The organism is Bradyrhizobium sp. INPA03-11B (assembly GCF_040446015.1).
Classification (GTDB): Bacteria; Pseudomonadota; Alphaproteobacteria; order Rhizobiales; family Xanthobacteraceae; genus Bradyrhizobium; species Bradyrhizobium macuxiense_A.
In genome coordinates, this window is the sequence record NZ_JASGSR010000034.1 from 15,864 (window position 1) to 41,857 (window position 25,994).

The following is a 25,994-nucleotide window of genomic DNA, read 5'->3' on the forward strand; positions in this document are numbered from 1 at the left end:
CGATATTGCGACGGTGAGCCTGATATAGGAGAGAGGGTCCTGCCCGCAAGGACTGGACGCAACGTTGAGGCCTGAAAAGACTGACGTTTGAAAGATTGTGTCAGCCCGACTGCGGCGCCGGTTCAAGCCCGATCCAAGTTAACAAATCGGCAATGATGGGGCGGGCCGTCGACCGCAAACGTTCGCGGCACGGCGTCAGCGCTGTTGAGTGAACGCTCACAAACGTCGTATGCGAGAGCGGCGCACGGGTCGAGGGCGCGCTGTTTGGCCGCTGGCGGCCGTTCGTTGGAAACGTCGGGAAACTGGAAAGTGCCAGCCAATCGGGGCGAAAAGCCCACGGAATCGAGCCTGTGGGCCCGGAGCGGAGATTTGGCGGCCTGTTGCAGGGTCATCAAAACCGCTAAAAGCGGTCCGACTGAAAGAGGCCATCCAGCCTTGCACCGGCCCCGTTGCGCGGCCACCAAGCAAAACCGGTAGATCCCCCATGACGCCTTTTCGAGTTCTCGTTGCGGTTGCCTTGCTGATTGCTGCCACCTGTCGTGGCTTTGCCGCCGACGTGGTGTTTCCGCCGGGTGCGCATGTCGGGATGAAACCGCTGGTGGGCCTCGTCCGCGCCAAATCGTTCATCGGCTTCGAGACCGAGGATCAGGGCGTCAAGGTCCTGATCGCCGACCTGCCCGCGGACGCCTACAACGAGGTCGTGACCGCCTTCAAGGCCAACCCGGCCGGCACCGGAAACATCAAGCCCGAGAGCCTCGAGACGCCGGCCGGCCTCGCCTACTACACCGTGGAGAGCGCGCGCGACGGCGCCAGCAATGTGCGGCGCTATTCCATGATCCTGCCGGGGCCGACCTTCTCCGGCTATGTCGCGGTGCAGGTGCCGGAGAACGCGAGCAAGATCTACACCGACGCCGCGGTCCGGCAGATGTTCGCCTCGGCCCAGATCCGCAATGAGGTGCCGGTCGACGAACAGCTCGCCATGATGCCGTTCAAGGTCACCGAGCTCGGCAGCTTCAAGAACATCCGCATGCTGGCGCCGGGCGCAGCGCTGCTGATGGCCGACGGCGACGACAAGGTCCTCGAGACCAAGCCCTTCATGCTGCTTGGCGTCATCGCCTCGGCCCCGGCCACGCCCGACGACCGCGGCCGCTTTGCCCAGCAGATCGCGACCACAATCCCCGGCGTGCGCGACGGGCGGATCACCATGTCCGAACCGATCCGGATCGACGGCCAACCCGGCTTCGAGACCAGGATCGACGCCGTCAGCGGCAAGGACAACACCCCGGTGACCATCGTGCAGTGGCTGCGGTTCGGCGCGCAAACATCGGTGCGGGTCATCGGCAGCTCGCCGCGCACCGATTGGGAGAAGGCCTTCCCGCGCTTCCGCGCGGTGCGCGACGGCATCCAGCCGCGCGGCTGATCGGCCGTTCGCAGCCCGGTCGGAAAAATCCCACTTTCGTCGTTCGCCGAACGGAACTAGCCTCCTCGCGCTGTATCACGCAAAGCGAGGAGGGGCGCGATGTTGGATCGACGACGGATCGTTGCAGGCCTTGGTACGATGGCGCTTGCGACGCTGGTTCCAAGAAGTCTCTGGGCCGCCACCATCAAGCCCGACGACGGCTCCGCGCTGCTGGTGATCGACGTCCAGAACTGCTTCCTGCCCGGCGGCAGCCTCGCGGTGAAGGACGGCGAGCAGGTCGTGCCCGTCATCAACAAGATCGCCAAGAGCTTCGCCAATGTGGTGATGACGCAGGACTGGCACACGCCGGGTCACGTCTCGTTTGCCTCGGTCCATGCAGGCAAGAAGCCGTTCGAGACCGTCGACCTCGCCTATGGCAAGCAGGTGCTGTGGCCCGACCACTGCGTGCAGGGCACCGACGGCGCAGGGCTGTCGAAGGACCTCGCGATCCCGCAGGCCGAGCTGATCATCCGCAAGGGTTTTCACAAGGACGTCGACAGCTACTCCGCCTTCACCGAAGCCGACGGCAAGACCACCACCGGGCTTGCCGCCTATCTGAAGGCGCGCAACGTCGAGCGGGTTTTCGTGGCCGGACTCGCCACCGATTTCTGCGTGGCATGGACCGCGCTCGATGCGCGCAAGGCCGGCTTCGAAACCTATGTGGTGGAGGATGCCTGCCGCGGCATCGACACCCAGGGATCCCTGGCCAAGGCCTGGGCCGACATGGACGAGGCCGGCGTCAAGCGCATCCAGTCCTCGGATATCGCGTAAGCCGCCGCCTCCTGCGAGGACTGCATGGCAGAGTTCGCGGCACCCGTCGCATTTGAGTTCGTGCAGCGCGCCCCGTCACTGCGCACGGCAGGGCTGATTGCTGCGATGACCGGCTATCGCGAGACCGCGGCCGGCCGGTTCGCGCAGCGGCAGACCGCGCCGCTGATCGTTCCGCTGATCATCAGCTTCGGCACCCCGTTCCTGATCGCGCTCGGGCGGGAGCCGCAAGCGAGCGACCGCCAGCACAGCTTTGCTGCCGGTCTATATGCAGGACCGGTCTACATCGAGTCCGATGGCCACGCCGCCTGCGTGCAGGTGGATTTCACCCCGCTTGGGGCCTACAGCTTCTTCGGCGGCGCCGTGACCGAGCTGGCTGGGCGCATGATCGAACTCGAGGACGTGCTCGGCCGTGATGGCTATTGGCTGCGCGAACGCCTCCGCGCCGAGACCTGCTGGCAGCGCCGCTTCGACCTGATCGAGGACTTCGTGCTTCGCCGCGCCGGCCACGCGCCATCTGACGAAGTCGCGTTCGCCTATCGAAGACTGGCGCACTCGGCCGGTGCCATCAGCATCACGGCACTCGCCGGCGAGATCGGCTGGAGCCGCAAGCATCTGGTCGGCCGGTTTCGATCAGAGCTCGGCATCGCGCCCAAATCGCTGGCGCGCATGATGCGGTTTCATCGGGCGAGCCGGCTTGCGCAAAGCGGATCCAGGCTCGGATGGGCGGGGATCGCGGCGGAAAGCGGCTATGCCGACCAGGCCCATCTCGCCCGCGAGTTCGTCGCGTTCGCAGGGGAACCGCCGACCGCCTGGGCACGTCGCCAGGCGCTGACCAACGGCCGGCTGGTTCGTGTCGAGGACTGGTAACAAACCTTCAAGCCGAAGCCGGATTGTCTCGTGCAGAGTGGCGCCATCAGCCAAGGAGGCCACGGCCATGACGCACGATATCGAACCGCCCCGCATCTACCCGACCCTGCGCTGCAAGGACGCCGCGGCGATGATCGCCTGGCTGACGACCGTGATCGGATTCACCGAGCACGTCGTCTATCGCAACGGCGGCGTGATCCACCATGCCGAGCTTGCCTATGGTTCCTCGCTGCTGATGTTGGGCCAAGCTCGCGACGATGCCTATGGCAGGCTGGTCGGAGACCTCAGCGGCCGCCGCACCGATTCGATCTACATCGCCGTCGACGATCCCGACGCCCTGCACGCGAAGGCGAGGGCTGCGGGTGCCAAGATCGAAATGGAACTGCGCGACACCGAATACGGCAGCCGTGATTTCGCCTGCCGGGACCCGGAAGGAAATCTCTGGAGTTTCGGCACCTATTGGCCGAAAGCGCATGAGAAGCCGCTGCCGTGAAGCCACGACAGCGCGCTTAGGTTCGCGGATTGGACGGATCAGACCGTGATGTCGGCGCTCGGTGCAGCCTTGGCGCCGCCCTTGGAGACGCCGACCAGCGCCGGACGCAGAATGCGCTCGCCGATCATGTAGCCGGCCTGCACCACCTGGACCACCGTGCCCGACGGCACCGACGCGTCAGGCACCTCGAACATCGCCTGCTGGAAGTTCGGGTCGAACTTCTCGCCGATCGGATCGAACTTCTTGACGCCGTTCTTCTCCAGCGCGTTGAGCAGCGAACGCTCGGTCAGCTCGACGCCTTCGATCAGCGCCTTCAGGCCGGGATCGGCGGCTTCCTTGGTCTCGGCCGGCACGGCGTCGAGCGCGCGCTGCAGATTGTCGGCGATATCGAGCACGTCGCGGGCGAAGCCGGTGATGCCATAGGTCTTGGCGTCGGCAACCTCGCGGCGGGTGCGCTGACGGAGGTTCTCCATCTCGGCCAGCGTGCGCAGCGTGCGGTCCTTCGCCTCGGCGAGTTCCTTGGTCAGCGCCTCGGCCGACCCCACCTCGGGATCGTCAGGCATGATGTAGGGCTTCGAGACCACGGGCTCACCCGTCGGCGCCGAATTCTCGGTGTTGTCATTGGCCCGGTTCGGATCGGTCATGGCTTGCCTTCTCGAAAACTCGCGTCGGTTCAAATCTTGGGGATTGGCTGCCCGGCATATCGTGCTTTAGGCGGCGAAAATCAAGCGCAACATACCGGTTTCGGGCACAGGGATCTCCGGTTGGGGTGAACGAAACCCATCAAATGAAAGCGAAATCCGCACCAGTCAACCGCCCAGCATCTTGCTGACGATGCGCGCGGCATAATCGACGGTCGGGATCACCCGTGCATAGTTCAGCCGCGTCGGCCCGATCACGCCGAGCACGCCGACGATCCGGCCCTGGGCGTCACCGTAGGGCGCGATGATGGTCGAGGAACCCGACAGCGAGAACAGCTTGTTCTCCGATCCGATGAATATCCGCACGCCCTCACCGCGCTCGGCGCGGCCGAGCAGGTCGATCACGCCGCGCTTGGTCTCGAGATCGTCGAACAGCGACTTGATCCGCTCGAGATCGTCGAGCGCGTGCAGGTCCTCGAGCAGATTGGCGTGACCGCGCACGATCAGCTGGCGGTCCTCGTTCTCGCCGCCGGACCAGCTCGCGATGCCGGCCGCGACGACCTTTTGCGTGAGCTGGTCGAGCTCGGCGCGATTTTGCGTCAATGCCGTCTCGAGCTCGAGCCGTGCTTCGGCCAGCGTCCGGCCGCGGATCCGCGCATTGAGGAAATTGGTGGCTTCGGTCAGGGCCGAAGATGGAACGCCCGGCGGCAGCGCCAGCACGCGGTTTTCGACCTGGCCGTCTTCGCCGACCAGCACGACCAGCGCCTTCTCAGGCTCCAGCCGCACGAATTCGATGTGCTTCAGCCGTGCATTCGACTTCTGCGTCAGCACCACAGCCGCGGCACGGGTCAGCCCAGACAGCCGCGTCAACGCTTCGCCAAGCGCCGCCTCGACGGATTGCGCACGGCCGACGGCGGCAAGCTGGGTCTGGATCGACTGGCGTTCGGCCTCGGTGAGGTCGCCGACCTGCATCAGGGCGTCGACGAAGAAACGCAGGCCGAGCTCAGTCGGCAACCGGCCGGCCGAGGTGTGCGGCGCATAGATCAGGCCGAGCTGCTCGAGATCCGACATCACATTGCGGACCGAGGCCGGCGACAGCGGTAATGCGATCAGGCGCGAGATGTTGCGCGAGCCGACCGGCTCGCCGGTCGCGAGATAGCTTTCGACGATTTGACGAAAAATGTCGCGCGAGCGCTCGTTGAGCTGGGCGAGCCCGGCATGCGGGGCAATCAGGCCAATCGGATCGTGGTGAGTCACACTCCAGTCCCTCACAATTACTGCCTAATTTGTCGATCCGGAGGGCCGGTGACAAGCGTGCATTCGGCCTTCTGGTACCGGACCAATCCGGAGCCGAAAACCCTTGCCAAAACCCTCGCCAAGACCCTTGCCGCTGCCCCCTGCCCCTCCTACAAGCACGCCCAGCCATATCTGTCGGATTTTTGGAGGATTTCATGCGGCCAAGCCGCCGTGCGCCCGATGAACTGCGCCCCGTGTCGCTGGAACGCGGCGTCGTCAAATATGCCGAGGGTTCCTGCATGGTGAAGTTCGGCGACACCCATGTGCTGGTGACCGCAACGCTGGAAGAGCGGTTGCCGCCGTGGCTGAAGGGCCAGGGCCGCGGCTGGGTCACCGCCGAATACGGCATGCTGCCGCGCGCCACCCTGGAACGCACCCGCCGCGAGGCCTCCGCCGGCAAGCAGGGCGGCCGCACGGTCGAGATCCAGCGGCTGATCGGCCGCTCGCTGCGCGCCGCCGTCGATCTCGAAGCGCTCGGCGAGCGCCAGATCACGGTCGATTGCGACGTGATCCAGGCCGATGGCGGCACCCGCACCGCCTCGATCACCGGTGCCTGGGTGGCGCTGGCCGACTGCATCAACTGGATGAAGACCCGCAACATGCTGAAGACCAACGTGTTGCGCGACAATGTGGCGGCGATCTCCTGCGGCATCTACCAGGGCACGCCGGTGCTCGACCTCGACTATGCCGAGGATTCCGAGGCCGACACCGACGCCAATTTCGTCATGACCGGCGATGGCCGCATCATCGAGGTGCAGGGCACCGCCGAGAAGACGCCGTTCTCGGAAGGTGAATTCCTGGCGCTGATGGCGCTGGCGCGCAAAGGTGTCGCGCGTCTGGTCGACTTGCAAAAGATCGCGGTCGCGTAGTCTGATTGGTCATGCATCGCCGAATCACCGGAAGGCTCGTCATCGCCACCCATAATCCCGGCAAGCTTGCCGAGATGCGGGAACTGCTGGCGCCGCATGGCGTCGAGGCGGTGTCGGCGGGCGAGCTCGATCTGGCTGAGCCCGAGGAGACCGGCGACAGCTTTCGCACCAATGCGGCGATCAAGGCGATCGCGGCGGCCAAGGCGACCGGACTGCCGGCCTTCGCCGACGATTCCGGCCTCGTGGTCGACGCGCTCGACGGCGCGCCCGGCATTTACTCGGCGCGCTGGGCCGGCGAAGGCAAGGATTTCATGGCGGCGATGACGCGGATCGAGCGGCTGCTGCAGGAGCGCGGTGCCACTGCGCCGGAGCAGCGCAAAGCACATTTCGTCTCCGCGCTGTGCGTGGCCTGGCCGGACCATCACCTCGAAGAGGTCGAGGCCCGGGTCGATGGAACCCTGGTTTGGCCGCCGCGCGGCACCGCCGGATTCGGCTATGATCCGGCTTTCCTGCCGGATGGGTACACGCGGACCTTTGGCGAGATGAGCAGCATCGAGAAGCACGGCCTGCCGCCGCTCGGGCTCGGCCTGTCACATCGCGCCCGCGCCTTCGTGAAGCTCGCGGAGATCTGCCTTGAGCCACGCTGACCGAGAAGCTTTCGGCGTCTATGTGCACTGGCCGTTCTGCCTGTCGAAATGCCCGTATTGCGACTTCAACAGCCACGTGCGGCATGCGCCGGTTGACGAGGCCCGCTTCGTGCGCGCGTTCGCCCGCGAGATCGAGACCACGGCGGCGCGGGTGCCGGGGCGCGAGGTGTCCTCGATCTTCCTCGGCGGCGGCACGCCGTCGCTGATGCAGCCGCAGACCGTCGGCGCGGTGCTCGATGCGGTCGGCAAGCATTGGCAGGTCGCGCGCGACGTCGAGGTCACGCTCGAGGCCAATCCGACCAGCGTCGAGGCGACGCGCTTTCGCGGCTATCGCTCAGCCGGCGTCAATCGCGTCTCGCTCGGCGTGCAGGCGCTGGATGACGCTTCGCTGAAGGCATTGGGCCGCCTGCACACCGCGCGCGAGGCGCTCGACGCGGTTGCGATCGCACGCTCCGCATTCGACCGCTACTCGTTCGATTTGATCTACGCCCGCCCCGACCAAACGCCGCGGATGTGGGCCGATGAATTGAAGCAGGCGATCTCGGAAGCGGCCGAGCATCTGTCGCTCTATCAGCTCACGATCGAGGAAGGCACGCCGTTCTTCGGGCTGCATGCCGCCGGCAAATTGCAGACTCCGGATGAAGCGACCTCGCGCGCACTCTACGACGTGACGCAGGAGGTCTGCGCCCGCGAGGGATTGCCGGCCTATGAGATATCCAACCACGCCCGCACTGGGGCGGAGTGCAAGCACAATCTGGTCTATTGGCGCGGCGAGGAATATGCCGGCATCGGCCCCGGCGCGCATGGAAGACTCGACATCGATGGCATCAGGCACGCGACCGCGACCGAGCGGCGCCCCGAGGCGTGGCTGCTGAATGTCGAGGAGCGCGGCCACGGCGTCGTCACCGATGACAGCCTCAACAGCGAAGAGCGTGCCGACGAATTCCTGCTGATGGGGCTGCGGCTCGCCGAAGGCATCGATCCCAAACGTTATGCGCAGCTCTCCGGCCGAAAGCTCGATCCGCACCGGATCGCGATGCTGCGCGAGGAAGGCGCGATCGCCGTCGATGCCGACGGACGGCTGCGCGTGACCAAGTCAGGCTTCCCGGTGCTCGACGCCGTGGTCGCAGACTTGGCTGCCTAGGCACCCGCTGCCGAAATATCGAAAACAACCCCATGCAAAGTGGCCGGCACGTGCCGGCGCTCGACAAGGCAGCTCGACCGGTTGACGAAAATTAAGCCCCAAAGCTCTTCGGCGAACCTGCAACCGGCGTGCTGCCGCCGGACGCCACCTTCATGACCGCAAGGCCGCGCTCGTTGGTGCCGTCGGAGCGAAAGCGGAACAGGCCGTCGATGCCGGCAAAGCCGGACGGATTGGTCAGCGTCTCCGGTGCGAAGCGCTGCGCCCCTTGCGTGCGCGCCAGCGCCGCCATCAATGCCACGGCATCATAGGCGAGCGTTGCGGTGCGCACCGGCTCGCCGCCGAACTTGGCGCGATAGCGGCTGGCGAAGCTGCGGAAGCCGGACGGGTCGGGTGCGGCGTAGAGACCGCCCTGCAAGACGGGGCTCGCGAACACCCGCGGATTGTCCCACAGCCCGGTGCCGAGCAGCTGGATGTTGCGCAGATTGGCGCCCGCCGCGGTCAATGCATCGGCGGTCGCGACCACCGAATCGCCGTCGTCGGCAATCAGCAGCGCATCGGCCTGGCCGAGCGCCTGCGCCACGGTCCGCGCCGGCGTCGCGCGATCGGCGCCATATTTCTCGAAGGCGACGACGCGGCCATTCTTGCGGCCGACCGCCTGCTTGAATGCGGCCTCGACCACGTTGCCATAGGCGTTGTCGGGCACCATCGCGGCGAATGAGCGCTTTCCGATCCCGGAAGAATAATCAACGATCCGGTTGATGTCGGACTCCGGCAAGAAGCTCAGCAGATAGACGCCGTGCCCGGCGACGCTCGAATCGGTGGAGAATGCGATCACCGAGGTTCCGCGCGGCCGCGTCAGTTGCGCGACGGCCGGCACCGAGCCGGCGAACAGCGGCCCGAGGATGATCTCGGCGCCTTCGGACAGTGCCTGCTGGGCACCCTGCGATGCGCCCTGCGGGCTGCCGCCGTCGTCCTTGATCAGGAGCTGGATGTTCGGGTTCTGGAATTCCGCGAGCGCCATTTCGGCGGCGTTGCGCATCGACTGCGCCGCGAGCCCGGCATTGCCGGACGCCGACAGCGGCAGGATCAATGCAATTTTGACCTGCCCGGTGCCGACCGCCTGCGGCTGCTGTTGCGGGCCGGCGGGACCACCTTCCGGGTTGCTGGAGAATTGGCTCAAGCTCTGCTGGATGCCGGAACAGGCCGCGAGCAACGGCGCGCCCACGAGCAGGCCGAGCGCCGTCCGCCGGGTCGCGCCCGACGGCGGGGAGTTGCGGTGATGCGGGCCTTCCATCGTCTCTCTTCTCTTGGCCGACCAGGATCGGCCAGGACTCCATCGACCTCAGATGAGGCGGGTGGATTTGGGCATATTGTCGGCGAATAGTTAACTAAAACAAAAGGATTATGGCCCCGCGGCGCCCTTGCCGCGGCTCCCGTTTCCCTCAGCAACCGCCTACCGTCATCGCGGTTTCCGGATGTGGCGCTAGCGCTCCCGTCCATCTAGATTGGCATTATGCGCGCAAAAGCCAGTTCCCTCCACCATTCCGATGCCACGACAGGTGCTGCGGCCAGAAGCTTTTCGATCGGCGGCCAGCAGCTGGCTGCGCCAAAGGCCAGGCCCGGGCTCCATCTGGTCGCGACCCCGATCGGAAACCTCGCCGACATCACCCTGCGCGCGCTGGAGACGCTGGCGGGTGTCGACGTCATCGCCTGCGAGGACACCAGGATTACGCGCCGGCTGACCGAACGTTACGCGATCTCCGCCGAGCTCGCGCTTTACCACGAGCATAATGCCGCCCAGGCCCGGCCCAAGATCCTGGAGCGGTTGGCGCAGGGCGCCTCGATCGCGCTGGTGTCCGACGCCGGCACCCCGCTGATATCGGACCCCGGCTTCAAGCTGGTGCGCGAAGTCTGCGCCGCCGGGCATGCCGTCGTCGCGGTGCCCGGGCCATCGTCGGTGCTGACGGCGCTGTCGGTGGCGGCGCTGCCGACCGACCGGTTCTTCTTCGAGGGATTTCTGCCGGCGAAGGAGCATGCGCGCCGCGCGCGGCTCAATGAACTCGCCCGGATCGATGCGACGCTTGTGATGTTCGAATCCGGCAATCGCGTGCAGGACACGCTGCGCGATCTCGCCGCGATCATGGGCGATCGCCATGCTGCGATCTGCCGTGAGCTGACCAAGCTGCACGAGGAGGTCAAGCGCGCGCCGGTCGCCGAGCTTACGGCGAGAGCGGACGCGCTGGAGACCCGCGGCGAGTTCGTGCTCGTGATCGGGCCGCCGGCCGACGATGCCGGGGTGATGGACCCCGATGCGCTCGACGATCTCCTGCGCGCGCAGCTCGCGCGCGGCAGCGTCAAGGATGCGGTGGCGCATGCGGTCGAGCTGTCGGGCCGGCCGCGCCGCGAGGTCTACGCCCGCGCGCTTGAGCTTGCCAAAACCATCGGGGACGGCGATGGCCAAGACTGACAGCGCGAAGACTGACAGCGCCTCGCCCGAACGCGTCGCCGCATTCCGCACCGGCCTCTCGGCCGAAAGCCGCGCCGCGGCCCTTCTGATCGCCAAGGGCTATCGCATCCTCGCGAAACGCTTCCGCACCCCCTATGGCGAGATCGACCTGGTGGCGCGGCGGCGCAATCTCGTCGCCTTCGTCGAGGTCAAGGCCCGGGCCAGCCTCGATGACGCCGCCTATGCGGTGACGCCGCGCCAGCAGCAACGCATCGTCAATGCCGCCCAGGCCTGGCTGATGGCGCATCCCGAACATGCCGAATTTGACCTCAGATTCGACGCCGTGCTGATTGCGCCGAGGAGCCTGCCGCGCCATCTGTTAGCGGCATTCGACGCTAGCCCTAATTAACCTCAAGACCTCGCGGGACACGCCTATGAAATTGAAGATCGCCGTCCAGATGGATCCCATCGCGCGCATCAACATCCGCGGCGATTCGACCTTTGCGCTGCTGCTCGAAGCGCAGAAGCGCGGCCACGGCATTTCCTACTACACGCCCGACAAGCTGTCGCTGCGCGGCGACGAGTTGGTGGCACCGCTGCAGTCGCTCACCGTGCGCGACGAGGTCGGCAGTCACTTCACGCTGGGCGAGCCGAAACGCGAGGCGCTCAACGGCTTCGACGTCGTGCTGCTGCGGCAGGACCCGCCGTTCGATCTCGCCTACATCACCTCGACCCATTTGCTCGAGCGGATCCATCCGAAGACCCTGGTGGTCAACGATCCGGCCAGCGTGCGCAACGCCCCGGAAAAGCTGTTCGTGATGAATTTCCCGCAGCTGATGCCACCGACCCTGATCTCGCGCGACCTCGACGAGATCAATGCGTTCCGCGACGAGCACGGCGCCGTCGTCATGAAGCCGTTGCACGGCCATGGCGGCGCTGCGGTGTTCCGCGTGATGCCGCAGGACATGAACTTCGGCTCGCTGTTCGACATGTTCTCGGTCACCTTCAAGGAGCCCTGGGTGATCCAGCGCTTCCTTCCCGAGGTGAAGCATGGCGACAAGCGCATCATCCTGGTCGACGGCGAGTTCGCTGGCGCCGTCAACCGTGTGCCGGCAGCGGACGATCTGCGCTCCAACATGGTGCGCGGCGGCGCGGCCAAGGCAACCGAGCTCTCGGATCGCGAGCGCGAAATCTGCGCCACCGTCGGGCCCGCACTGCGCGAACTTGGCCTGATGTTCGTCGGCCTTGATGTGATCGACGGCAATCTGACCGAGATCAACGTCACATCGCCGACCGGCATCCGCGCCATTGCGCGGCTCAACGGCCCCGACGTCGCGGCCAAGATCTGGGATACCATCGAGAAGAAGCGCGCCGCGAAATAATCCTCCTCCCTTGTGCGTTGCACATGCAGGTTGAACTCTCGCGCATGATCGCCCGAAAAGATCATGCCCAAACAAAGCGCTAAAGCGCGATGACGATGAATCACGATCGCATCGCGCGTTAGCCGAGAGTTCGGCTGCGCTTGCGTTCTCCTTATTCTTCTTGCCAGCTTGCGCAGGCGCGGGCAGCATCCTCTTGCCTGTGTCAGGTCAAGCGGCGGGCCAAACGCGGGCAACAACGCGACAAACTCATAAAAATTGTGGAGGAAGACGTTATGACGCTCAATGTCTCACGACGATCCTTGCTCGCGCTCGGTGCCGGTCTCGGCGCCAGCACACTCCTCGGCGGCACTGCGCAAGCGCGCGCGCCGAAACTCGGCACACAGACTCCCTATTGGCACCGCTTCGTGCTCGGCGATGCCGAAGTCACCGTCGTCTCCGACGGTCCGCTTCCGCTCGGCGATCCCTCCGGCACCTTCACCGGCGTGCCGAAGGAAGAAGTGAAGAAGATGCTCTCCGACAACTTCCTCTCGCCCGACAATGTCGTGCTCGAGCAGAATTCGCCGATCGTCAACACCGGCGACAGGCTGATCCTGTTCGATACCGGCATGGGCACGTCGAAGGCGTTCGGTCCGACCACCGGGCGGCAGCAGAAGAGCATGCAGGAAGCCGGCATCAAGCCGGAGGACATCGACGCCGTGGTGCTGTCGCACGCGCACATCGATCACATCGGCGGCATTGTCGGCGCCGACAACAAGCCGCTATTCCCGAATGCGCAGTACTACATCGCGCAGAGCGATCTCGATTTCTGGACCGACGAAGGCAAGATGGGCAGTCCGTTGAAGGACTTTGTCGTGCACGCCCGCAAGAACCTGCTGCCGGTGCGCGACCGCATCGTGTTCTTCAAGGACGGCCAGGAATTCCTGCCCGGCGTGCAGGCGATCGCGGCGCCCGGCCACACCGTGGGCCACACCATCTTCATGGTGAGCTCCGGCGGCAAGTCGTTCGCCTTCCTCGGCGACCTCTCGCATCACGCGGTGCTGCTGCTGGAACGGCCGCGGATGGAATTCTCCTACGACACCGACCCGAAGCAGGCGGCGGCCTCGCGGGTCAAGCTGCTGGAGATGCTGGCCGCGAACAAGACGCCTGTCATGTCCTATCACTTCGCCTGGCCGGGCTACGGCCACGTCGCCAAGGCCGGCGAGGGCTTCCACTACTATCCCGAGCCGATGCAGATGAATCTTTAACAGAAAGCGTGTCGGAGGCGGCCAGCCGGCCGCCCCCGATGCATTTTGCGAACCCATCCGAGGCGGTGCGACAACGATCTCAACCGTGAGCGGTCATGCCGCTGTATCCGCTTTTTCAGTGGTGGTAGTTGAGCGTTTCGAGTCCTGTCGTACGCGAGTACCGAGATGCCGCTCAAAGATTTCCTTCAGTTCGTTGCTCCGCGCGTCTAACGCTGTGCGGACATCGGCAATACTGTGCCCATTCCGCAGTCCGTGCATCAGTGTCGATACAAGCAGTCGGTTGATTTGCATGGAGAGTTTGATACGACGGAATTGACCACGTACTCCCATAACAACGATAAACTTCAAATCGACTCGAAGAAGGCCTGCCCACGCCTTTAGGCGGATCACAGCAAGCGCGGTGCGGTTAAGATGTCTCAGATCCGGTGCGTTACGATAGCGGACAATGCGTCGAACGCCGTGGACGTAACATGCAAGCCCGTGGTGTAACTTGGCGAGACTGCCGGGAAGCTCCTCCGCGTGAGACAGCCACTCTTCGGAGAAGCGGTCGCGATCTTTTTCGGGGAGACCACGCACAGCACGCATAACAAGCCAGCGAGTGATCCGAGGCGCATTGGCAATGACTTCCTGCGCGAGCAGCGACACGCCAACGCCGATTATTATTTCCGTTACGATTGCCATGCGAGAGCGCCTTCCCATTGGAGCGGCGCGAGTGCCTCCCTCGCTGCACGCTGGCCTGCACCAGTTATGGTGTAATAGCGTCGGCGGGGACGACCCTCTTGCGAAGGCTCGATTTGCTCCCACTCGCTTAAGAACCAACCAGCCTCCTCCAAGCGCACGAGGAGCGGGTAGAGAGTCCCAGAGCCGATTCTTGTCGCTTGGTGAATTTCCGCACCTGAACGAGGCCGCGAAACGTCGCCCATAAAGAACCTCAGCACCTTAAGGGTCGGCCCCGAAAGCCGAACATTCTTTGCCATCACTTATGTCTCCCGATCGTGCGGCCCTTTTTGGCCCATACTTGATAATCGATATAGGGCTATGTCGATTTTCGTACAAGGGTGGTCTTCGGAGATTTCCGAGCCAGATTTCCCTGACATCAGCAGGGAACGGCGCCAACCGGCCACACTCAGAGGCATGCCGCTGAGGCAACCTCGGGTGGCAGCCGCAAACTGACGCTTTCCATCGAGCCGGACCCGCCACTCCGGATGTTCTCTTAATGTTCTTGCGCTGGAGGGCCCGCTCCGCTACCTTGGGTGGCGGAAGATAGGGGCAGCATGGTCCAGCGGGTTTCCACCGTCGCTTTCGAGGGGATCGAGGCTCGCGCGGTCGACGTGCAGGTGCAGGTCGCGCCCGGGCTGCCGGCGTTTGCGATCGTCGGCCTGCCCGACAAGGCGGTGTCGGAGGCGCGCGAGCGGGTGCGCTCGGCGCTGATTGCCTCCGGCCTCGCGCTGCCCGCCCGCCGCATCACCGTCAACCTCGCCCCGGCCGACCTGCCCAAGGAGGGCAGCCATTACGACCTGCCGATTGCGCTCGGCCTGATGGCGGCGATCGGGGCGATCCCGCCGGATGCGCTCAGCGGCTTCACCGTGCTCGGCGAACTCGGGCTCGACGGCTCGATCGCACCGGTGGCGGGCGTGCTGCCGGCGGCGATCGGCGCCAATTCGCGCGATGAGGGATTGATCTGTCCGGCCGCCTGCGGCTCGGAAGCCGCCTGGGCGAGCCCGGACATCCAGATCATCGCGGCTCACTCGCTGATCCAGATCGCCAATCACTTCAAGGGCACGCAGGTGCTGTCGCGGCCGCAGCCGAAGGTGCATGAGCGCGAGGAAGCGCTGCTCGATCTGCGCGACATCAAGGGCCAGGAGAGCGCCAAGCGCGCGCTCGAGATCGCGGCCGCCGGCGGGCATCATCTGCTCATGATGGGCTCGCCCGGCGCCGGCAAGTCGATGCTGGCGGCGCGGCTGCCGTCGATCCTGCCGCCGCTGTCGCCATCGGAGCTGCTCGAAGTCTCGATGATCGCCTCCGTCGCCGGCGAGATCCGCGACGGCGCGTTGACGGCGCGGCGCCCGTTCCGCAGCCCGCATCATTCCGCCAGCATGGCCGCGCTGACCGGCGGCGGCATGCGCGCGAAGCCGGGCGAAATCTCGCTCGCGCATCAGGGCGTGCTGTTCCTCGACGAATTGCCGGAGTTCGATCCGCGCGTGCTGGATTCGCTGCGCCAGCCGCTGGAGAACGGCGAGGTTTCGGTGAGCCGGGCCAACCATCGCGTCACCTATCCGGCGCGCTTCATGCTGGTCGCGGCGATGAACCCGTGCCGCTGCGGCCATGCCTATGAGCCCGGCTATTCCTGCAAGCGCGGCCGGCTCGACCGCTGCACCGCCGACTACCAGATGCGGATTTCCGGCCCGCTGATGGATCGCATCGATCTCAGGATCGAGGTGCCCGCCGTGACCGCGGCCGATCTGATCCTGCCGCCGCCGGCGGAAGGCTCGGCCGAGGTCGCCGCGCGCGTCGCGGCCGCACGTGACATCCAGCTCGCGCGTTATGCTGCCGCCGGCATGCCGCAGGTCCGCACCAATGCGGAGGCGCCGAGCTCGCTGCTCGAGACCATCGCGCGGCCCGATGCGCAGGGACAGAAGCTGCTGCGCGAGGCCGCCGACACCATGCACCTCACCGCGCGCGGCTATCACCGCGTGCTGCGGGTGGCGCGCACGCTCGCCGATCTCGACGGCGCGGAGACGATCGGCCGGCTGCACCTCGCCGAAGCGCTGTCCTATCGTGCATTGGCCGACGATTTGCGCCGCGCGGCCTGACGCGAACCTGAGCCTGTTTCAATTCGTGGCTGAGTAGCACGTGTCAACGTGACGGTAACCACTCTCATTTACGCTCCGCAAACCATAAGCACCGCGGTCCGCGGCACGCTTGGGTCGAGCGAGTTGTGTCATGTTGCGTATGAAGGTTCTGGCCTCGGTGGTCCCCCTTGCCGTGGCCGCGGTGTTTGCCCGCGCTGAATTGCTGCCGGGTCCCCGGCCCTGCATCGAGGTGGGCGGCGCCACGATGCAGATCGCGTCAGTCCCCTGGCAGGCGCAGTTCAACGTCAGCTTCACCGACGATCCCGGCCTTGCCACCGTCCGGGTTCAGATCGCCGACAGCGCCGATGCCGCCGACTTCACCGTGATCGATGACATCGACGATGCCGAGGCCGGCGCCTGCGAAAGCAACGCAGTGCCGCAGCTGATCGGGATTTCCAGCGAGCCGACCGCAACCGGTCCTGTCATCTATCTTACCCACGACGGTCCGTTCGATTACCGCGTCTATGTGCAGTCGAAGACGTTCTCGGCGCGCGATGCCGCGGCCCTGATCGTCAGCGCCCGCGGCGGCCATCGCCGCGTTGAGGCGGCTTCGCTCGCGCCTGACCAGAATTTTCCGCGCCGGATCATGGCGGAGTTAACCTCCCGCTAACCCTGTTCCGAGGGCAGCGCGAAACAGCCACTAACCTCAAGCACTTTGCAAGGTCGCCGACGCATCGTCATCATTAGATCGGGCTATCTCAGGACCACCATCGATGGGGCGTTTCTTCCGGATCAAGCTACGCCTTCGCCGCTTCCTGCGGCGCCATTCCTGGGTCGCGACGATCGTCCGTTCGTTCACGATCTTCTCGATCGCATTCGGCAGCGCCTTCGGGTTCATCTCCGGCGCCCTCTCGCCGCACAGCGGCTACGATCCCAATGCATTCGCGATTGGCGTCAGCTTCCTGTTTGCACTCGCCTGCCTCTGGATCGTGACGCTCGGCATCCGGCTGCGGCTGATGCGCAGAAGGCTGCGCACCATCGCCATGCACAATGAGGCGATGGCCGACCGCAACTGGGAACTGCAGGAGGCCGAGCAGCGCGCCTCCACCCTGTTCGAGGCGCAGGACGATTTGATCGTGCTGCGCGACCTCGACGGCCGCATCACCTATGCCAACGACGCCTATTGCGAGCTGGCGCAGATTTCGCGCAGCGAACTGATCGGCAGCACCGCCACGCTCAAGGTGCTCGAGCAGGGCGACACCGCGCTCGAATCCAGCGGCACAAGGGTCTACGACCAGAAGATCGAGGGACCGCTCGGGCCGCGCTGGATCGCCTGGCGCGAGGGCCTCGTGCGCAACGATGCCGGCGCGCCCGCGGAGATGCAGTGTGTCGGCCGCGACGTCACCGACCGCACCGAGAGCGAGCGCGCGCTGACCGAGGCGCGCGATCAGGCCGACGCCGCCAACCGCGCCAAGTCGCGCTTCCTGGCGATGGCGAGCCACGAGATCCGTACGCCGCTGAACGGCATCATCGGCATGAGCGGGCTCTTGATGGACACCCAGCTGACGCCGGAGCAGATGACCTACGTCAAGGCGGTCAAGACATCCGGCGATGCGCTGATGGCGCTGATCGAGGAGCTGCTCGACTATTCCAAGATCGAGGCCGGCAAGATCGATCTCGAAAACCGCCCCTTTGCGCTGTCCGGCCTGATCGAGGACATCACCGAGCTGCTGGCGCCGCGCGCGCAGACCAAAGGCATCGAGATCGCCGCCTATGTCGACGAGCGATTGCCGATCCAGGTGACCGGCGACGCGGCGCGGCTGCGTCAGGTGCTGCTCAATCTCGCCGGCAATGCCATCAAGTTCACCGCGACCGGCGGCGTGGCGCTGATCGTCGAGCCCGGGATCTGGCCGAACGAGATCAGCTTCCTGGTTCGCGACACCGGCATCGGCATCGCACCGGAGGCGCAGCAGCGCATCTTCCGGGAGTTCGAGCAGGCCGACGATCGCATCGCGCGCAGCTATGGCGGCACCGGCCTCGGCCTGTCGATCAGCGACCGCATCGTCAAGCGCATGGGCGGCCGCATCACGCTCGCCAGCACGCCCGGTTCAGGCTCGACCTTCGAGGTGTCGATCCCGCTGGCCGCCGCCGACACCGGCGAGGCCAATAGCTTCACGGCGCCTGATCTCGCCGGCCAGTCGATCATGCTGGTCGCGCCGCACAGCATCGAGGCTTCGCTGATCTCGCGGCGGCTGCAACGCTGGGGCGCGCAGACCTGCATCGTGTCGGATGCCAATGTCGCCGAGGCGCTGCTGCCGGAGCGGAGCTGGCACACCGTCCTGATCGATCACACGCTCGGACCCCAGACGATGGAGGCGTTCGCCATCGCTGCCCGCATCCATGCAACCCATCGCATCGTGATGGTCACGCCGTCGACCCGGCAGGACCTCGCGGCGTCCGAGACGGCGATGTTCACCGGCTATCTGGTCAAGCCGCTCCGCGCGTCGTCACTTGCCGCACGCCTGACCGCGTCACCCGAGATCGCCGCGCCAAGCCTTGTGAGCGAGGCAATCGCCGAGCCCACCGCTACCGCGCCGGCGGCTGCGGCACCGGACAAGGGGCTCTCGATCCTGGTCGCGGAAGACAATGAGATCAACGCGCTCTTGATGCGCTCGCTGCTCACCCGGCTCGGCCACAACGTGGTCATCACGACCAATGGCGAGCAGGCGATGGAATCCTGGCTCTCGGCGACGTCGGCCGGCACGCCCTATGACATCGTGCTGATGGACATCCAGATGCCGCGCCTCAACGGCATCGAGACCACCAAGCAGATCCGCGCCCAAGAATCCGGCGGGCTGGCCGCCCAGTCCGGACGCCGGACGCCGATCCTGGCGCTGACCGCCAACACGCTGGTGGAGGATCGCTACGCCTGCTTCGAAGCCGGCATGGACGGCTTCCTGATCAAGCCGCTCGACCGCGAGAAGCTGGAAGAAGCCCTCGCAGGCCTCGCCGCCGGGCGGCATATCGCGGCGTAAGCGACAAAATCTCCGCCGTCGTCCCTGCGAAAGCAGGGACCCATAATCACTGAAGCTAGTTTGGCGATCGGTTGCGGCCACAGCCTGCGAATCGCAAACGGCTGTGGTTATGGGTCCCCGCTTTCGCGGGGACGACAGCAGTGATGTGGCAAGCTTGAGTGGCTAAGAATTACAGCCGCCGCAACGCGACCGACTGCACCACATGATCGGCGCCCTTCTTCAGGATCAGCGTCGCGCGCGGGCGGGTCGGCAGGATGTTGTCCTCGAGATTGGCGAGGTTGGTGCGTTCCCAGATCGCGATCGCGGTTGCGGTGGCTTCCTCGTCCGACAGCAGCGCGTAGCGGTGGAAGTAGGACCTTGGATCGGTGAACGCGGTGTCGCGCAGCGCCAGGAAGCGCTTGATGTACCACTCCCGCAGCACGGCTTCGTCGGCGTCGATATAGACCGAGAAATCGAAGAAGTCGGAAACGAACGGCACCGCCTTGCCGTCACGCGGCAGCCGCCCGGTCTGCAGCACGTTGACGCCCTCGACGATCAGGATGTCCGGCTGGTCGATCTCGACCCATTTGTTCGGCACGATGTCGTAGGTCAGATGCGAATAGACCGGCGCGCGCACCCGGCGCCGTCCCGCCTTGATGTCGCTGAGGAACGACAGCAGCGTCGGCAGGTCGTAGCTCTCCGGAAAGCCCTTCTTCTGCATGATGCCCTGCCGCTCGAGCACGGCATTGGGAAACAGGAAACCGTCGGTCGTGATCAGGTCGACCTTCGGCCGCGGCGACCAGCGCGCCAAGAGCGCCTGCAGCACGCGAGCCGTAGTCGACTTGCCGACCGCGACCGAGCCCGCGACGCCGACGATGTAGGGCATCTTGCGATCGCGGATCGCGAGGAACTGGCGCTGCGAATAATACAGCCGCTGGGTCGCGTCGACATAGATCGAGAGCAGCCGCGACAGCGGCAGGTAGATGTCCTCGACCTCCTGCAAGTCGAGGCGATCGTGCATCGAGCGCAGGCGGTCGAACTCGCCGGGCTCGAGCGTCATCGGCGTATCGTCGCGCAGATGCGACCATTGCTGGCGCGTGAAGACGCGGTAGGGGTTGTACTGCTGGTCTGGTGCCCGGATGTCCATGAGGCCGCCCCTCTCAATGCGCTCGATCATTTGCGCCAAAGCGCAATGCGATTGAATTGAATCGTCATCGCGCTTTGCCTCCCTGTTTGAGCATGATCTCTTCGGAAAACCGCTTCACACTTTTCCGGATCATGCTCTATTCGCGCTTGCGCGACGCCTTCTCTTCCAGTCCCGACATCGAGGTACGCTTCTCCAGCGCGGCCTCGACATCCTCCAGCTTCACGCCGCGTGATTTCAGCAGAACCAGCAGGTGAAACACCAGATCGGCACTTTCCGCGATGAGATGATCGCGGTCATTCTCGACTGCGGCGATCACGGTCTCGACCGCCTCCTCGCCCAATTTCTTGGCGCAGTGCTCCGCGCCCTTGTCGAGCAGCTTGCGGGTGTAGGACGCCTCGCCGCCCGAAGCAGCGCGGGCGTCGATGGTGGCGGCCAAATCGTGGACCGTGAAACGCGACATCAACTCAACTCAAGCATGCGCACCGGCACCGCAAGGTGCCATCCCTACGTGGGGACTTAGCATTTTTGTGACAAGGAGTCCCAGATCACGCGCTAAGGCAAGGGATCAAGGTTACGGATCGAGCCGCATCGGCAGGCCGGCGCGCACCATGTGATCCTTGGCCTGGCGGATGGTGAATTCCCCGAAGTGGAAGATCGACGCGGCCAGCACGCCGGTGGCATGACCCTCGCGGACGCCATCGACCAAATGATCGAGATTGCCGACGCCGCCGGACGCGATGACCGGTACGGGGACACTGTCCGCGATCGCCCGGGTCAGCGGCAGGTCAAAGCCCTGCCGTGTGCCGTCCCGGTCCATCGAGGTCAGCAGGATCTCGCCGGCGCCGAGCGCGACGACCTCCTGGGCATATTCGATGGCGTCGATCCCGGTGGCATTCCGCCCACCATGGGTGAAGATCTCCCAGCGGTCCGAGCCGCCGGCCCGCTTGACCCGCTTGGCATCGATCGCGACCACGATGCATTGCTCGCCGTACTTCTCGGCGGCTTCCTTGACGAACTCGCGCCGGCTGACCGCCGCCGAATTGATCGAGACCTTGTCGGCCCCGGACCGCAGCAGGGTCTTGATGTCGTCGACGGTGCGGACGCCGCCGCCCACGGTCAACGGCATAAAGCAGGCCTCCGCCGTCCGCCGCACCACGTCCAGCATGATGCCGCGGTTTTCATGGGTGGCGGTGATGTCGAGGAAGGTGAGCTCGTCGGCGCCGGCGGCGTCATAGGCGATCGCGGCCTCGACCGGATCGCCGGCGTCGCGCAGATCGACGAAGTTGACGCCCTTGACCACGCGCCCGTCCTTGACGTCGAGGCAGGGGATCACGCGAACCTTGAACATGTCTCTGCCTCCTAAGCTGCGCTGCGGATCAGCTTGAGCGCGGCGGCGGGATCGAGCCGGCCGTCATAAAGCGCACGGCCGACGATCGCGCCGGCGAGCTTCTTGGCGCGCGGCTCGAGCAGCGCCTTGACGTCGTCGATCGAGGCAAAGCCGCCGGAGGCGATCACCGGGATCGAGATGCGGTCGGCCAGCGCAATGGTCGCATCGAGGTTGAGGCCCTTGAGCAGGCCGTCGCGGGCGATGTCGGTGAAGATGATCGCGGCGACCCCGGCATCCTCGAATCGCTGCGCGATCTCGAGCGCGGTCACATGCGAGGTCTCGGCCCAGCCCTCGACCGCGACGTTGCCGTCGCGCGCATCGAGGCCCACCGCCACCCGGCCGGGGAATTGCTTCGCCGCGCCCTTCACGAGCTCGGGATCGCGCACCGCGGCGGTGCCGATGATGACGCGCGTGATGCCCTTGTCGAGCCAGGCCTCGATGGTCTTGAGGTCGCGGATGCCGCCGCCGAGTTGTACCGGCATGGTGACGGCCTTCAGCATCGCCTCCACCGCATGCGCATTCATCGGCTTGCCGGCGAAGGCGCCGTCGAGATCGACGACATGAAGATATTCGAAGCCCTGCGCGGCGAAGCTCCTCGCCTGCGCCGCCGGATCGAGATTGAACACGGTGGCGCGCGCCATGTCGCCCTGCTCCAGGCGCACGCACTGGCCGTTCTTCAGATCAACCGCTGGAAAGAGAATCACGGCTTCCACTTCAAGAAATTGGAGATCAAAGCGAGGCCGAAGCGCTGGCTCTTCTCGGGGTGAAACTGAGTGCCGATCGCGGTGTCCTTGCCGACGATCGCGGTCACCGGTCCGCCATAGTCGGCGCGCGCCAGCACGTCCGCCTCGTTGGCGGCGTTGAGGTGATAGGAGTGCACGAAGTAGGCGTGGCGCCCCTTCGGCCCGAGCGGCAGCCGCTCCAGCACCGGGTGCTCGCGCACCATGTCGAGCGTATTCCAGCCCATGTGCGGGACCTTCAGGCTCTCGTCGCGCGGCTCGATCTTCACGACGTCGCCGCCGATCCAGTTGAAGCCCTCGGTGATCACGTGCTCCTTGCCGCGCGTCGCCATCAGCTGCATGCCGACGCAGATGCCGAAAAACGGCCGCGCCTTGACCCGCACCGCCTCGGTGAGCGCCTCCAGCATGCCGTCGACCGCATCGACGCCGCGGCGGCAATCGGCGAACGCGCCGACACCCGGCAGCACGATCCGATCGGCGCGATACACCGTGTCGGGATCGCGCGTCACCTTGATGGCTTGCGGATCCTCCATGCTGCGCGCGGCGCGCTCAAAGGCCTTTGCCGCCGAATGCAGATTGCCGGAGCCGTAATCGATGATTGCAACGGTCATCGCGATCCTCCTGGCTCTGGAAACAATCCGATGATGCCGCCCTGCGGCATCGGCGGGGGTTTTGAGAATGATTGACCGGGAACGTCCCGGGTCGGGGGCGGTCCGCCGCGATCGACCGACCGCTGGTCGTTGAAGCCGCCGCGATACCGCGCGGTCCAGCGCTCGAAGAAGCGGCGCTCGGCGGCTTCCACGTCGTCGGCCACGACGATGTCGAGCTGGCGCCATTTGCGCCGCGACAGCGTCCAGCGCTGCAGGGTTGCGGCCTCCAGCCCGATCAGCACCATCAGCACCAGGTCGACGAGGAGGACCGCGCCGCGGCCGATCCCGAGCTTGGTGAGCGCATAATCAATCGCGAAGGTGAGGACGAGCCAGCCGATCAGCGCCAGCCAGAGCCTGTTCCAGGCCAGCCAGATCACGCCCGCGACCGCGGCCCAGAAATGGAAGCCGTCGCGCACGAAGACGAACTTGTCGGTCGCCGCGAGATCGGCGCCGTTGGCCACGGGGGCATGCACTGTATAGACCGGCATCGAACGCTCCGCCGAGGATGGACTTCAATTTGGAGGATGATCTCCGGAAAGCCGGTGCCACCGTTTTCCGGATCAAGCTCCCGGGATCAGCCGCCGAGCTGACCCTTTGTCGAGGGCACTTCGCCCTGGGCACGCGGATCGATCGCAACCGCCGTCCGGAGCGCCCTCGCCAAACCCTTGAAACAGGATTCGGAGATATGATGGCTGTTCTCGCCATATAGGGTCTCGACGTGGAGAGTCACGCCGGCGTTCATCGCGAAGGCGTTGAACCATTCGCGCACCAGCTCGGTGTCGAACTCGCCGATCTTGTCGCGCGGGAACTCGACCTTGAACACCAGCACCGGGCGGCCGGAAATGTCGATCACGACGCGCGACAGCGTCTCGTCCATCGGCATGTGGATCGAGGCATAGCGGGTGATGCCGGCCATGTTGCCGAGCGCCTGCTTGACGGCCTGGCCGAGCGCGATCCCGACGTCTTCGGTGGTGTGGTGGTAGTCGACATGGAGATCGCCATCCGCCTTCACCGTGATGTCGATGCGCGAATGCCGGGCCAGGAGGTCGAGCATATGGTCGAAGAAGCCGATCCCGGTCGAAACCGTGGATACGCCTGCTCCGTCGAGGTTGACCGTCACCTCGATGTCGGTCTCCTTGGTCTTGCGCTTGATGGTTGCCGTGCGCATGAAAATTAAGCTTTCCCGTGCCGAAAACGCCGGTCTTTTAACAGGCTGATGTCACCTTCGCTACTGCGGGATGACCCCGAAACGCCCCAACTTCGGGCCATGGTGACCTAAATTCCTTGCCAAATCGGCCCCGATTGTAACCCCCTGCCCGACCGCCTAAATCTGCCCGGAGGAGAGGTAACCTATGCAAGCATCCCAAAATGAGCTGCCGGTCTGGCATGGCACCACGATCTGCACCGTCCGCAAGGGCGGCAAGGTGGTGATCGGCGGCGACGGGCAGGTCTCGATCGGCCAGACCGTGATCAAGGCCAACGCCAAGAAGGTTCGCCGGATCGGCAAGGGCGACGTCATCGGCGGCTTTGCCGGCGCCACCGCCGACGCCTTCACCCTGTTCGAGCGGCTCGAAAGCAAGCTGGAGCAATATCCGGGGCAGCTGACCCGGGCGGCCGTCGAGCTCGCCAAGGACTGGCGCACCGACCGCTATCTGCGCCGGCTCGAGGCCATGATGATCGTGGCCGACAAGGACGTGTCCCTGGTTCTGACCGGCACCGGCGACGTGCTGGAGCCCGAATCCGGGGTCATGGCGATCGGTTCCGGCGGCAATTACGCCCTCGCCGCGGCCCGCGCGCTGGTCGACACCGACAAGGACGCCGAGACCATCGTCCGTCGCGCCCTGGATATCGCCGCCGATATCTGCGTCTACACCAACCGGAACGTGACGATCGAGACGATCGGCGGCTGAGCATGGCCGGCCGCTACCATTTCCGCCCGATGACGACAGCCGACCTGCCGCTGATCAAGCAGTGGCTGGCATCGGCGCATGTCCGGGAGTGGTGGGGCGATCCGGCCGAGCAATATGCGCTGGTCAGCGGCGACCTCGACGAGCCGGCCATGGACCAGTTCATCGTCGCCGCCGATGGCGGCGATTTCGGCTACCTCCAGTGCTACGACCTGACGGCATGGAATTCCGGCTTCGGCGCCCAGCCTGTGGGCGCCCGCGGCATCGATCTCTTCATCGGCGAACCGGACATGGTGGCCTGTGGACACGGCTCGGCGCTGATCCGCGCCTTTGCCGAGGAACGGCTGGCGCAAGGCGCGCCACGCATCGTCACCGATCCCGATCCGGCCAATGCGCGGGCGGTGCGCGCCTACGAGAAGGCCGGTTTTCAAAAGATCGGCATGGTCGATACGCCCGACGGGCCGGCGCTGCTGATGGTCCGCGACGCATGACGGTCACGCCAAAACCCGACGCCGGCGTTTCAGCGTGGCAATGGCTTGCGATCGCCGCCGCGCTGCTCGCACTGCAGGCGGCACTGCTCTATGCGATGGGCCGTTTGCCGATCTGCGCCTGCGGCTATGTCAAGCTCTGGCACGGCACGGTGCAGAGCTCGGAGAACTCGCAGCACATCGCCGACTGGTACACGCTGTCGCATGTGGTGCATGGCCTGCTGTTCTACGGCCTGACGTTCCTCGTGCTGCCGCGGCTCACCTGGCCGGGGCGGCTGATTGTCGCGATGCTGATCGAGGGCAGCTGGGAGCTCGTCGAAAACTCCAACTGGATCATCGAGCGCTACCGCGCCGGCACGATCTCGCTCGACTATTACGGCGACACCATCGTCAACTCGGTGTCGGACACGCTCGCGATGGTGTTCGGCTTCCTGCTGGCACGCAAACTGCCGATCGCCGCGACGGTTGCGCTCGGCGTTGTGTTCGAAATCGTAATGCTGCTCCACATTCGCGACAATCTGACACTGAACATCATCATGCTGATCCACCCGTTCGAGGCGATCAGGCAGTGGCAGGCCGGGCCGCCCCTTCTATAGACTGCCGCTTGCCG

The 25,994-nt window shown here is 65.5% G+C and carries 29 protein-coding genes; 17 read left to right on the top strand and 12 right to left on the bottom strand.

What is annotated here, in order from left to right; all coding sequences use genetic code 11:
- Window positions 1-484: 484 nt before the first annotated feature.
- The 4 genes from QMZ05_RS16590 (at window position 485) to QMZ05_RS16605 (ending at window position 3,590) form a co-directional block, all read left to right on the top strand.
- Window positions 485-1,420, top strand: a complete 936-nt coding sequence (locus QMZ05_RS16590) for a hypothetical protein (protein WP_353701725.1) — start codon at window positions 485-487, stop codon at window positions 1,418-1,420.
- A 99-nt stretch (window positions 1,421-1,519) separates the two neighbouring features.
- A complete protein-coding gene (pncA, locus tag QMZ05_RS16595) occupies window positions 1,520-2,230 on the top strand; it encodes a bifunctional nicotinamidase/pyrazinamidase (RefSeq protein ID WP_353701726.1) in 711 nt (236 codons plus the stop codon).
- Window positions 2,231-2,254: 24 nt separating this feature from the next.
- The gene (locus tag QMZ05_RS16600) at window positions 2,255-3,097 is read left to right on the top strand and encodes an AraC family transcriptional regulator (protein WP_353701727.1); all 843 of its coding nucleotides are present in this window, start codon (window positions 2,255-2,257) and stop codon (window positions 3,095-3,097) included.
- A 67-nt stretch (window positions 3,098-3,164) separates the two neighbouring features.
- On the top strand, window positions 3,165-3,590 hold the full coding sequence (locus tag QMZ05_RS16605; RefSeq protein ID WP_353701728.1) for a VOC family protein: 426 nt from the start codon (window positions 3,165-3,167) through the stop codon (window positions 3,588-3,590).
- A 38-nt stretch (window positions 3,591-3,628) separates the two neighbouring features.
- Here the strand turns inward: QMZ05_RS16605 and grpE are convergent, their stop codons facing one another.
- Together grpE and hrcA are read right to left on the bottom strand one after the other, a co-directional pair.
- Window positions 3,629-4,234 (bottom strand): nucleotide exchange factor GrpE, encoded by a 606-nt coding sequence (gene grpE / locus QMZ05_RS16610; protein WP_146986222.1) that lies wholly within the window; start codon window positions 4,232-4,234, stop codon window positions 3,629-3,631.
- 165 nt (window positions 4,235-4,399) lie between these two features.
- Window positions 4,400-5,488, bottom strand: coding sequence for a heat-inducible transcriptional repressor HrcA (gene hrcA / locus QMZ05_RS16615; RefSeq protein WP_016841498.1), 1,089 nt, complete (start codon window positions 5,486-5,488; stop codon window positions 4,400-4,402).
- Between the two features lie 194 nt (window positions 5,489-5,682).
- Here hrcA and rph point away from each other — a divergent pair, with 194 nt between their 5' ends.
- The 3 genes from rph to hemW are packed head-to-tail and all read left to right on the top strand — an operon-like array spanning window position 5,683 to window position 8,187.
- The gene (gene rph, locus QMZ05_RS16620; RefSeq protein ID WP_016841497.1) at window positions 5,683-6,396 is read left to right on the top strand and encodes a ribonuclease PH; all 714 of its coding nucleotides are present in this window, start codon (window positions 5,683-5,685) and stop codon (window positions 6,394-6,396) included.
- 11 nt (window positions 6,397-6,407) lie between these two features.
- Entirely contained in the window at window positions 6,408-7,043 is a 636-nt protein-coding gene (rdgB, locus tag QMZ05_RS16625) for an RdgB/HAM1 family non-canonical purine NTP pyrophosphatase (protein WP_146986221.1), read from the top strand.
- Window positions 7,030-8,187, top strand: a complete 1,158-nt coding sequence (hemW, locus tag QMZ05_RS16630; RefSeq protein ID WP_353701729.1) for a radical SAM family heme chaperone HemW — start codon at window positions 7,030-7,032, stop codon at window positions 8,185-8,187. Before rdgB ends, hemW begins: the two co-directional genes overlap by 14 nt.
- A 91-nt stretch (window positions 8,188-8,278) precedes the next feature.
- Here hemW and QMZ05_RS16635 read toward each other — a convergent pair whose 3' ends face one another.
- Entirely contained in the window at window positions 8,279-9,481 is a 1,203-nt protein-coding gene (locus tag QMZ05_RS16635; RefSeq protein WP_353701730.1) for a penicillin-binding protein activator, read from the bottom strand.
- Window positions 9,482-9,700: 219 nt separating this feature from the next.
- On the opposite strand from QMZ05_RS16635, the gene rsmI reads away from it, so the two are divergent.
- The 4 genes from rsmI (at window position 9,701) to QMZ05_RS16655 (ending at window position 13,259) form a co-directional block, all read left to right on the top strand.
- Window positions 9,701-10,654: a 16S rRNA (cytidine(1402)-2'-O)-methyltransferase gene (gene rsmI, locus QMZ05_RS16640; RefSeq protein ID WP_353701731.1), complete on the top strand. Its 954-nt coding sequence runs from the start codon at window positions 9,701-9,703 to the stop codon at window positions 10,652-10,654.
- Window positions 10,641-11,042, top strand: a complete 402-nt coding sequence (locus QMZ05_RS16645; protein WP_353701732.1) for a YraN family protein — start codon at window positions 10,641-10,643, stop codon at window positions 11,040-11,042. Before rsmI ends, QMZ05_RS16645 begins: the two co-directional genes overlap by 14 nt.
- 25 nt (window positions 11,043-11,067) lie before the next feature.
- Window positions 11,068-12,015 carry a glutathione synthase gene (gshB, locus tag QMZ05_RS16650; protein ID WP_353701733.1) on the top strand — a complete coding sequence of 316 codons (948 nt, stop codon included), beginning with the start codon at window positions 11,068-11,070 and terminating at the stop codon, window positions 12,013-12,015.
- 272 nt (window positions 12,016-12,287) lie between these two features.
- Window positions 12,288-13,259, top strand: coding sequence for an MBL fold metallo-hydrolase (locus QMZ05_RS16655; RefSeq protein WP_353701734.1), 972 nt, complete (start codon window positions 12,288-12,290; stop codon window positions 13,257-13,259).
- 93 nt (window positions 13,260-13,352) lie between these two features.
- Here the strand turns inward: QMZ05_RS16655 and QMZ05_RS16660 are convergent, their stop codons facing one another.
- Complete coding sequence (locus QMZ05_RS16660; RefSeq protein WP_353701735.1) at window positions 13,353-13,940, bottom strand: hypothetical protein; 588 nt, start codon at window positions 13,938-13,940, stop codon at window positions 13,353-13,355.
- Window positions 13,928-14,236, bottom strand: a complete 309-nt coding sequence (locus tag QMZ05_RS16665) for a helix-turn-helix transcriptional regulator (protein WP_353701736.1) — start codon at window positions 14,234-14,236, stop codon at window positions 13,928-13,930. The genes QMZ05_RS16660 and QMZ05_RS16665 overlap by 13 nt, the downstream gene beginning before the upstream one ends.
- A 297-nt stretch (window positions 14,237-14,533) precedes the next feature.
- On the opposite strand from QMZ05_RS16665, the gene QMZ05_RS16670 reads away from it, so the two are divergent.
- From QMZ05_RS16670 to QMZ05_RS16680, 3 genes are all read left to right on the top strand, one after another.
- Window positions 14,534-16,072: a YifB family Mg chelatase-like AAA ATPase gene (locus QMZ05_RS16670; protein WP_353701737.1), complete on the top strand. Its 1,539-nt coding sequence runs from the start codon at window positions 14,534-14,536 to the stop codon at window positions 16,070-16,072.
- A gap of 130 nt (window positions 16,073-16,202) precedes the next feature.
- Window positions 16,203-16,721 (top strand): hypothetical protein, encoded by a 519-nt coding sequence (locus QMZ05_RS16675; RefSeq protein WP_353701738.1) that lies wholly within the window; start codon window positions 16,203-16,205, stop codon window positions 16,719-16,721.
- Window positions 16,722-16,824: 103 nt separating this feature from the next.
- Window positions 16,825-19,086, top strand: coding sequence for a response regulator (locus QMZ05_RS16680; protein WP_353701739.1), 2,262 nt, complete (start codon window positions 16,825-16,827; stop codon window positions 19,084-19,086).
- Between the two features lie 169 nt (window positions 19,087-19,255).
- On the opposite strand, the gene coaA is transcribed toward QMZ05_RS16680, so the two are convergent.
- The 7 genes from coaA to hisB form a co-directional block, all read right to left on the bottom strand.
- On the bottom strand, window positions 19,256-20,212 hold the full coding sequence (gene coaA, locus QMZ05_RS16685; RefSeq protein ID WP_146986584.1) for a type I pantothenate kinase: 957 nt from the start codon (window positions 20,210-20,212) through the stop codon (window positions 19,256-19,258).
- A gap of 136 nt (window positions 20,213-20,348) precedes the next feature.
- Window positions 20,349-20,672 carry a phosphoribosyl-ATP diphosphatase gene (locus tag QMZ05_RS16690; protein ID WP_353701740.1) on the bottom strand — a complete coding sequence of 108 codons (324 nt, stop codon included), beginning with the start codon at window positions 20,670-20,672 and terminating at the stop codon, window positions 20,349-20,351.
- A gap of 111 nt (window positions 20,673-20,783) precedes the next feature.
- Window positions 20,784-21,560 carry an imidazole glycerol phosphate synthase subunit HisF gene (hisF, locus tag QMZ05_RS16695; protein WP_028335794.1) on the bottom strand — a complete coding sequence of 259 codons (777 nt, stop codon included), beginning with the start codon at window positions 21,558-21,560 and terminating at the stop codon, window positions 20,784-20,786.
- An 11-nt stretch (window positions 21,561-21,571) separates the two neighbouring features.
- Window positions 21,572-22,303, bottom strand: coding sequence for a 1-(5-phosphoribosyl)-5-[(5-phosphoribosylamino)methylideneamino]imidazole-4-carboxamide isomerase (hisA, locus tag QMZ05_RS16700; protein WP_353701741.1), 732 nt, complete (start codon window positions 22,301-22,303; stop codon window positions 21,572-21,574).
- Window positions 22,300-22,950, bottom strand: coding sequence for an imidazole glycerol phosphate synthase subunit HisH (hisH, locus tag QMZ05_RS16705; protein WP_353701742.1), 651 nt, complete (start codon window positions 22,948-22,950; stop codon window positions 22,300-22,302). The genes hisA and hisH overlap by 4 nt, the downstream gene beginning before the upstream one ends.
- A complete protein-coding gene (locus QMZ05_RS16710; RefSeq protein ID WP_353701743.1) occupies window positions 22,947-23,477 on the bottom strand; it encodes a DUF2628 domain-containing protein in 531 nt (176 codons plus the stop codon). The genes hisH and QMZ05_RS16710 overlap by 4 nt, the downstream gene beginning before the upstream one ends.
- An 86-nt stretch (window positions 23,478-23,563) precedes the next feature.
- On the bottom strand, window positions 23,564-24,157 hold the full coding sequence (hisB, locus tag QMZ05_RS16715) for an imidazoleglycerol-phosphate dehydratase HisB (RefSeq protein ID WP_021078165.1): 594 nt from the start codon (window positions 24,155-24,157) through the stop codon (window positions 23,564-23,566).
- A gap of 184 nt (window positions 24,158-24,341) precedes the next feature.
- Between hisB and hslV the strand changes: the two genes are divergently transcribed.
- From hslV to QMZ05_RS16730, 3 genes are read left to right on the top strand one after another with little or no spacing between them, the layout of a single operon-like run.
- Window positions 24,342-24,899, top strand: coding sequence for an ATP-dependent protease subunit HslV (hslV, locus tag QMZ05_RS16720; protein WP_024583062.1), 558 nt, complete (start codon window positions 24,342-24,344; stop codon window positions 24,897-24,899).
- A 2-nt stretch (window positions 24,900-24,901) separates the two neighbouring features.
- On the top strand, window positions 24,902-25,387 hold the full coding sequence (locus QMZ05_RS16725; protein WP_353701744.1) for a GNAT family N-acetyltransferase: 486 nt from the start codon (window positions 24,902-24,904) through the stop codon (window positions 25,385-25,387).
- Entirely contained in the window at window positions 25,384-25,980 is a 597-nt protein-coding gene (locus tag QMZ05_RS16730) for a DUF2585 domain-containing protein (RefSeq protein WP_353701745.1), read from the top strand. The genes QMZ05_RS16725 and QMZ05_RS16730 overlap by 4 nt, the downstream gene beginning before the upstream one ends.
- Window positions 25,981-25,994: the final 14 nt, after the last annotated feature.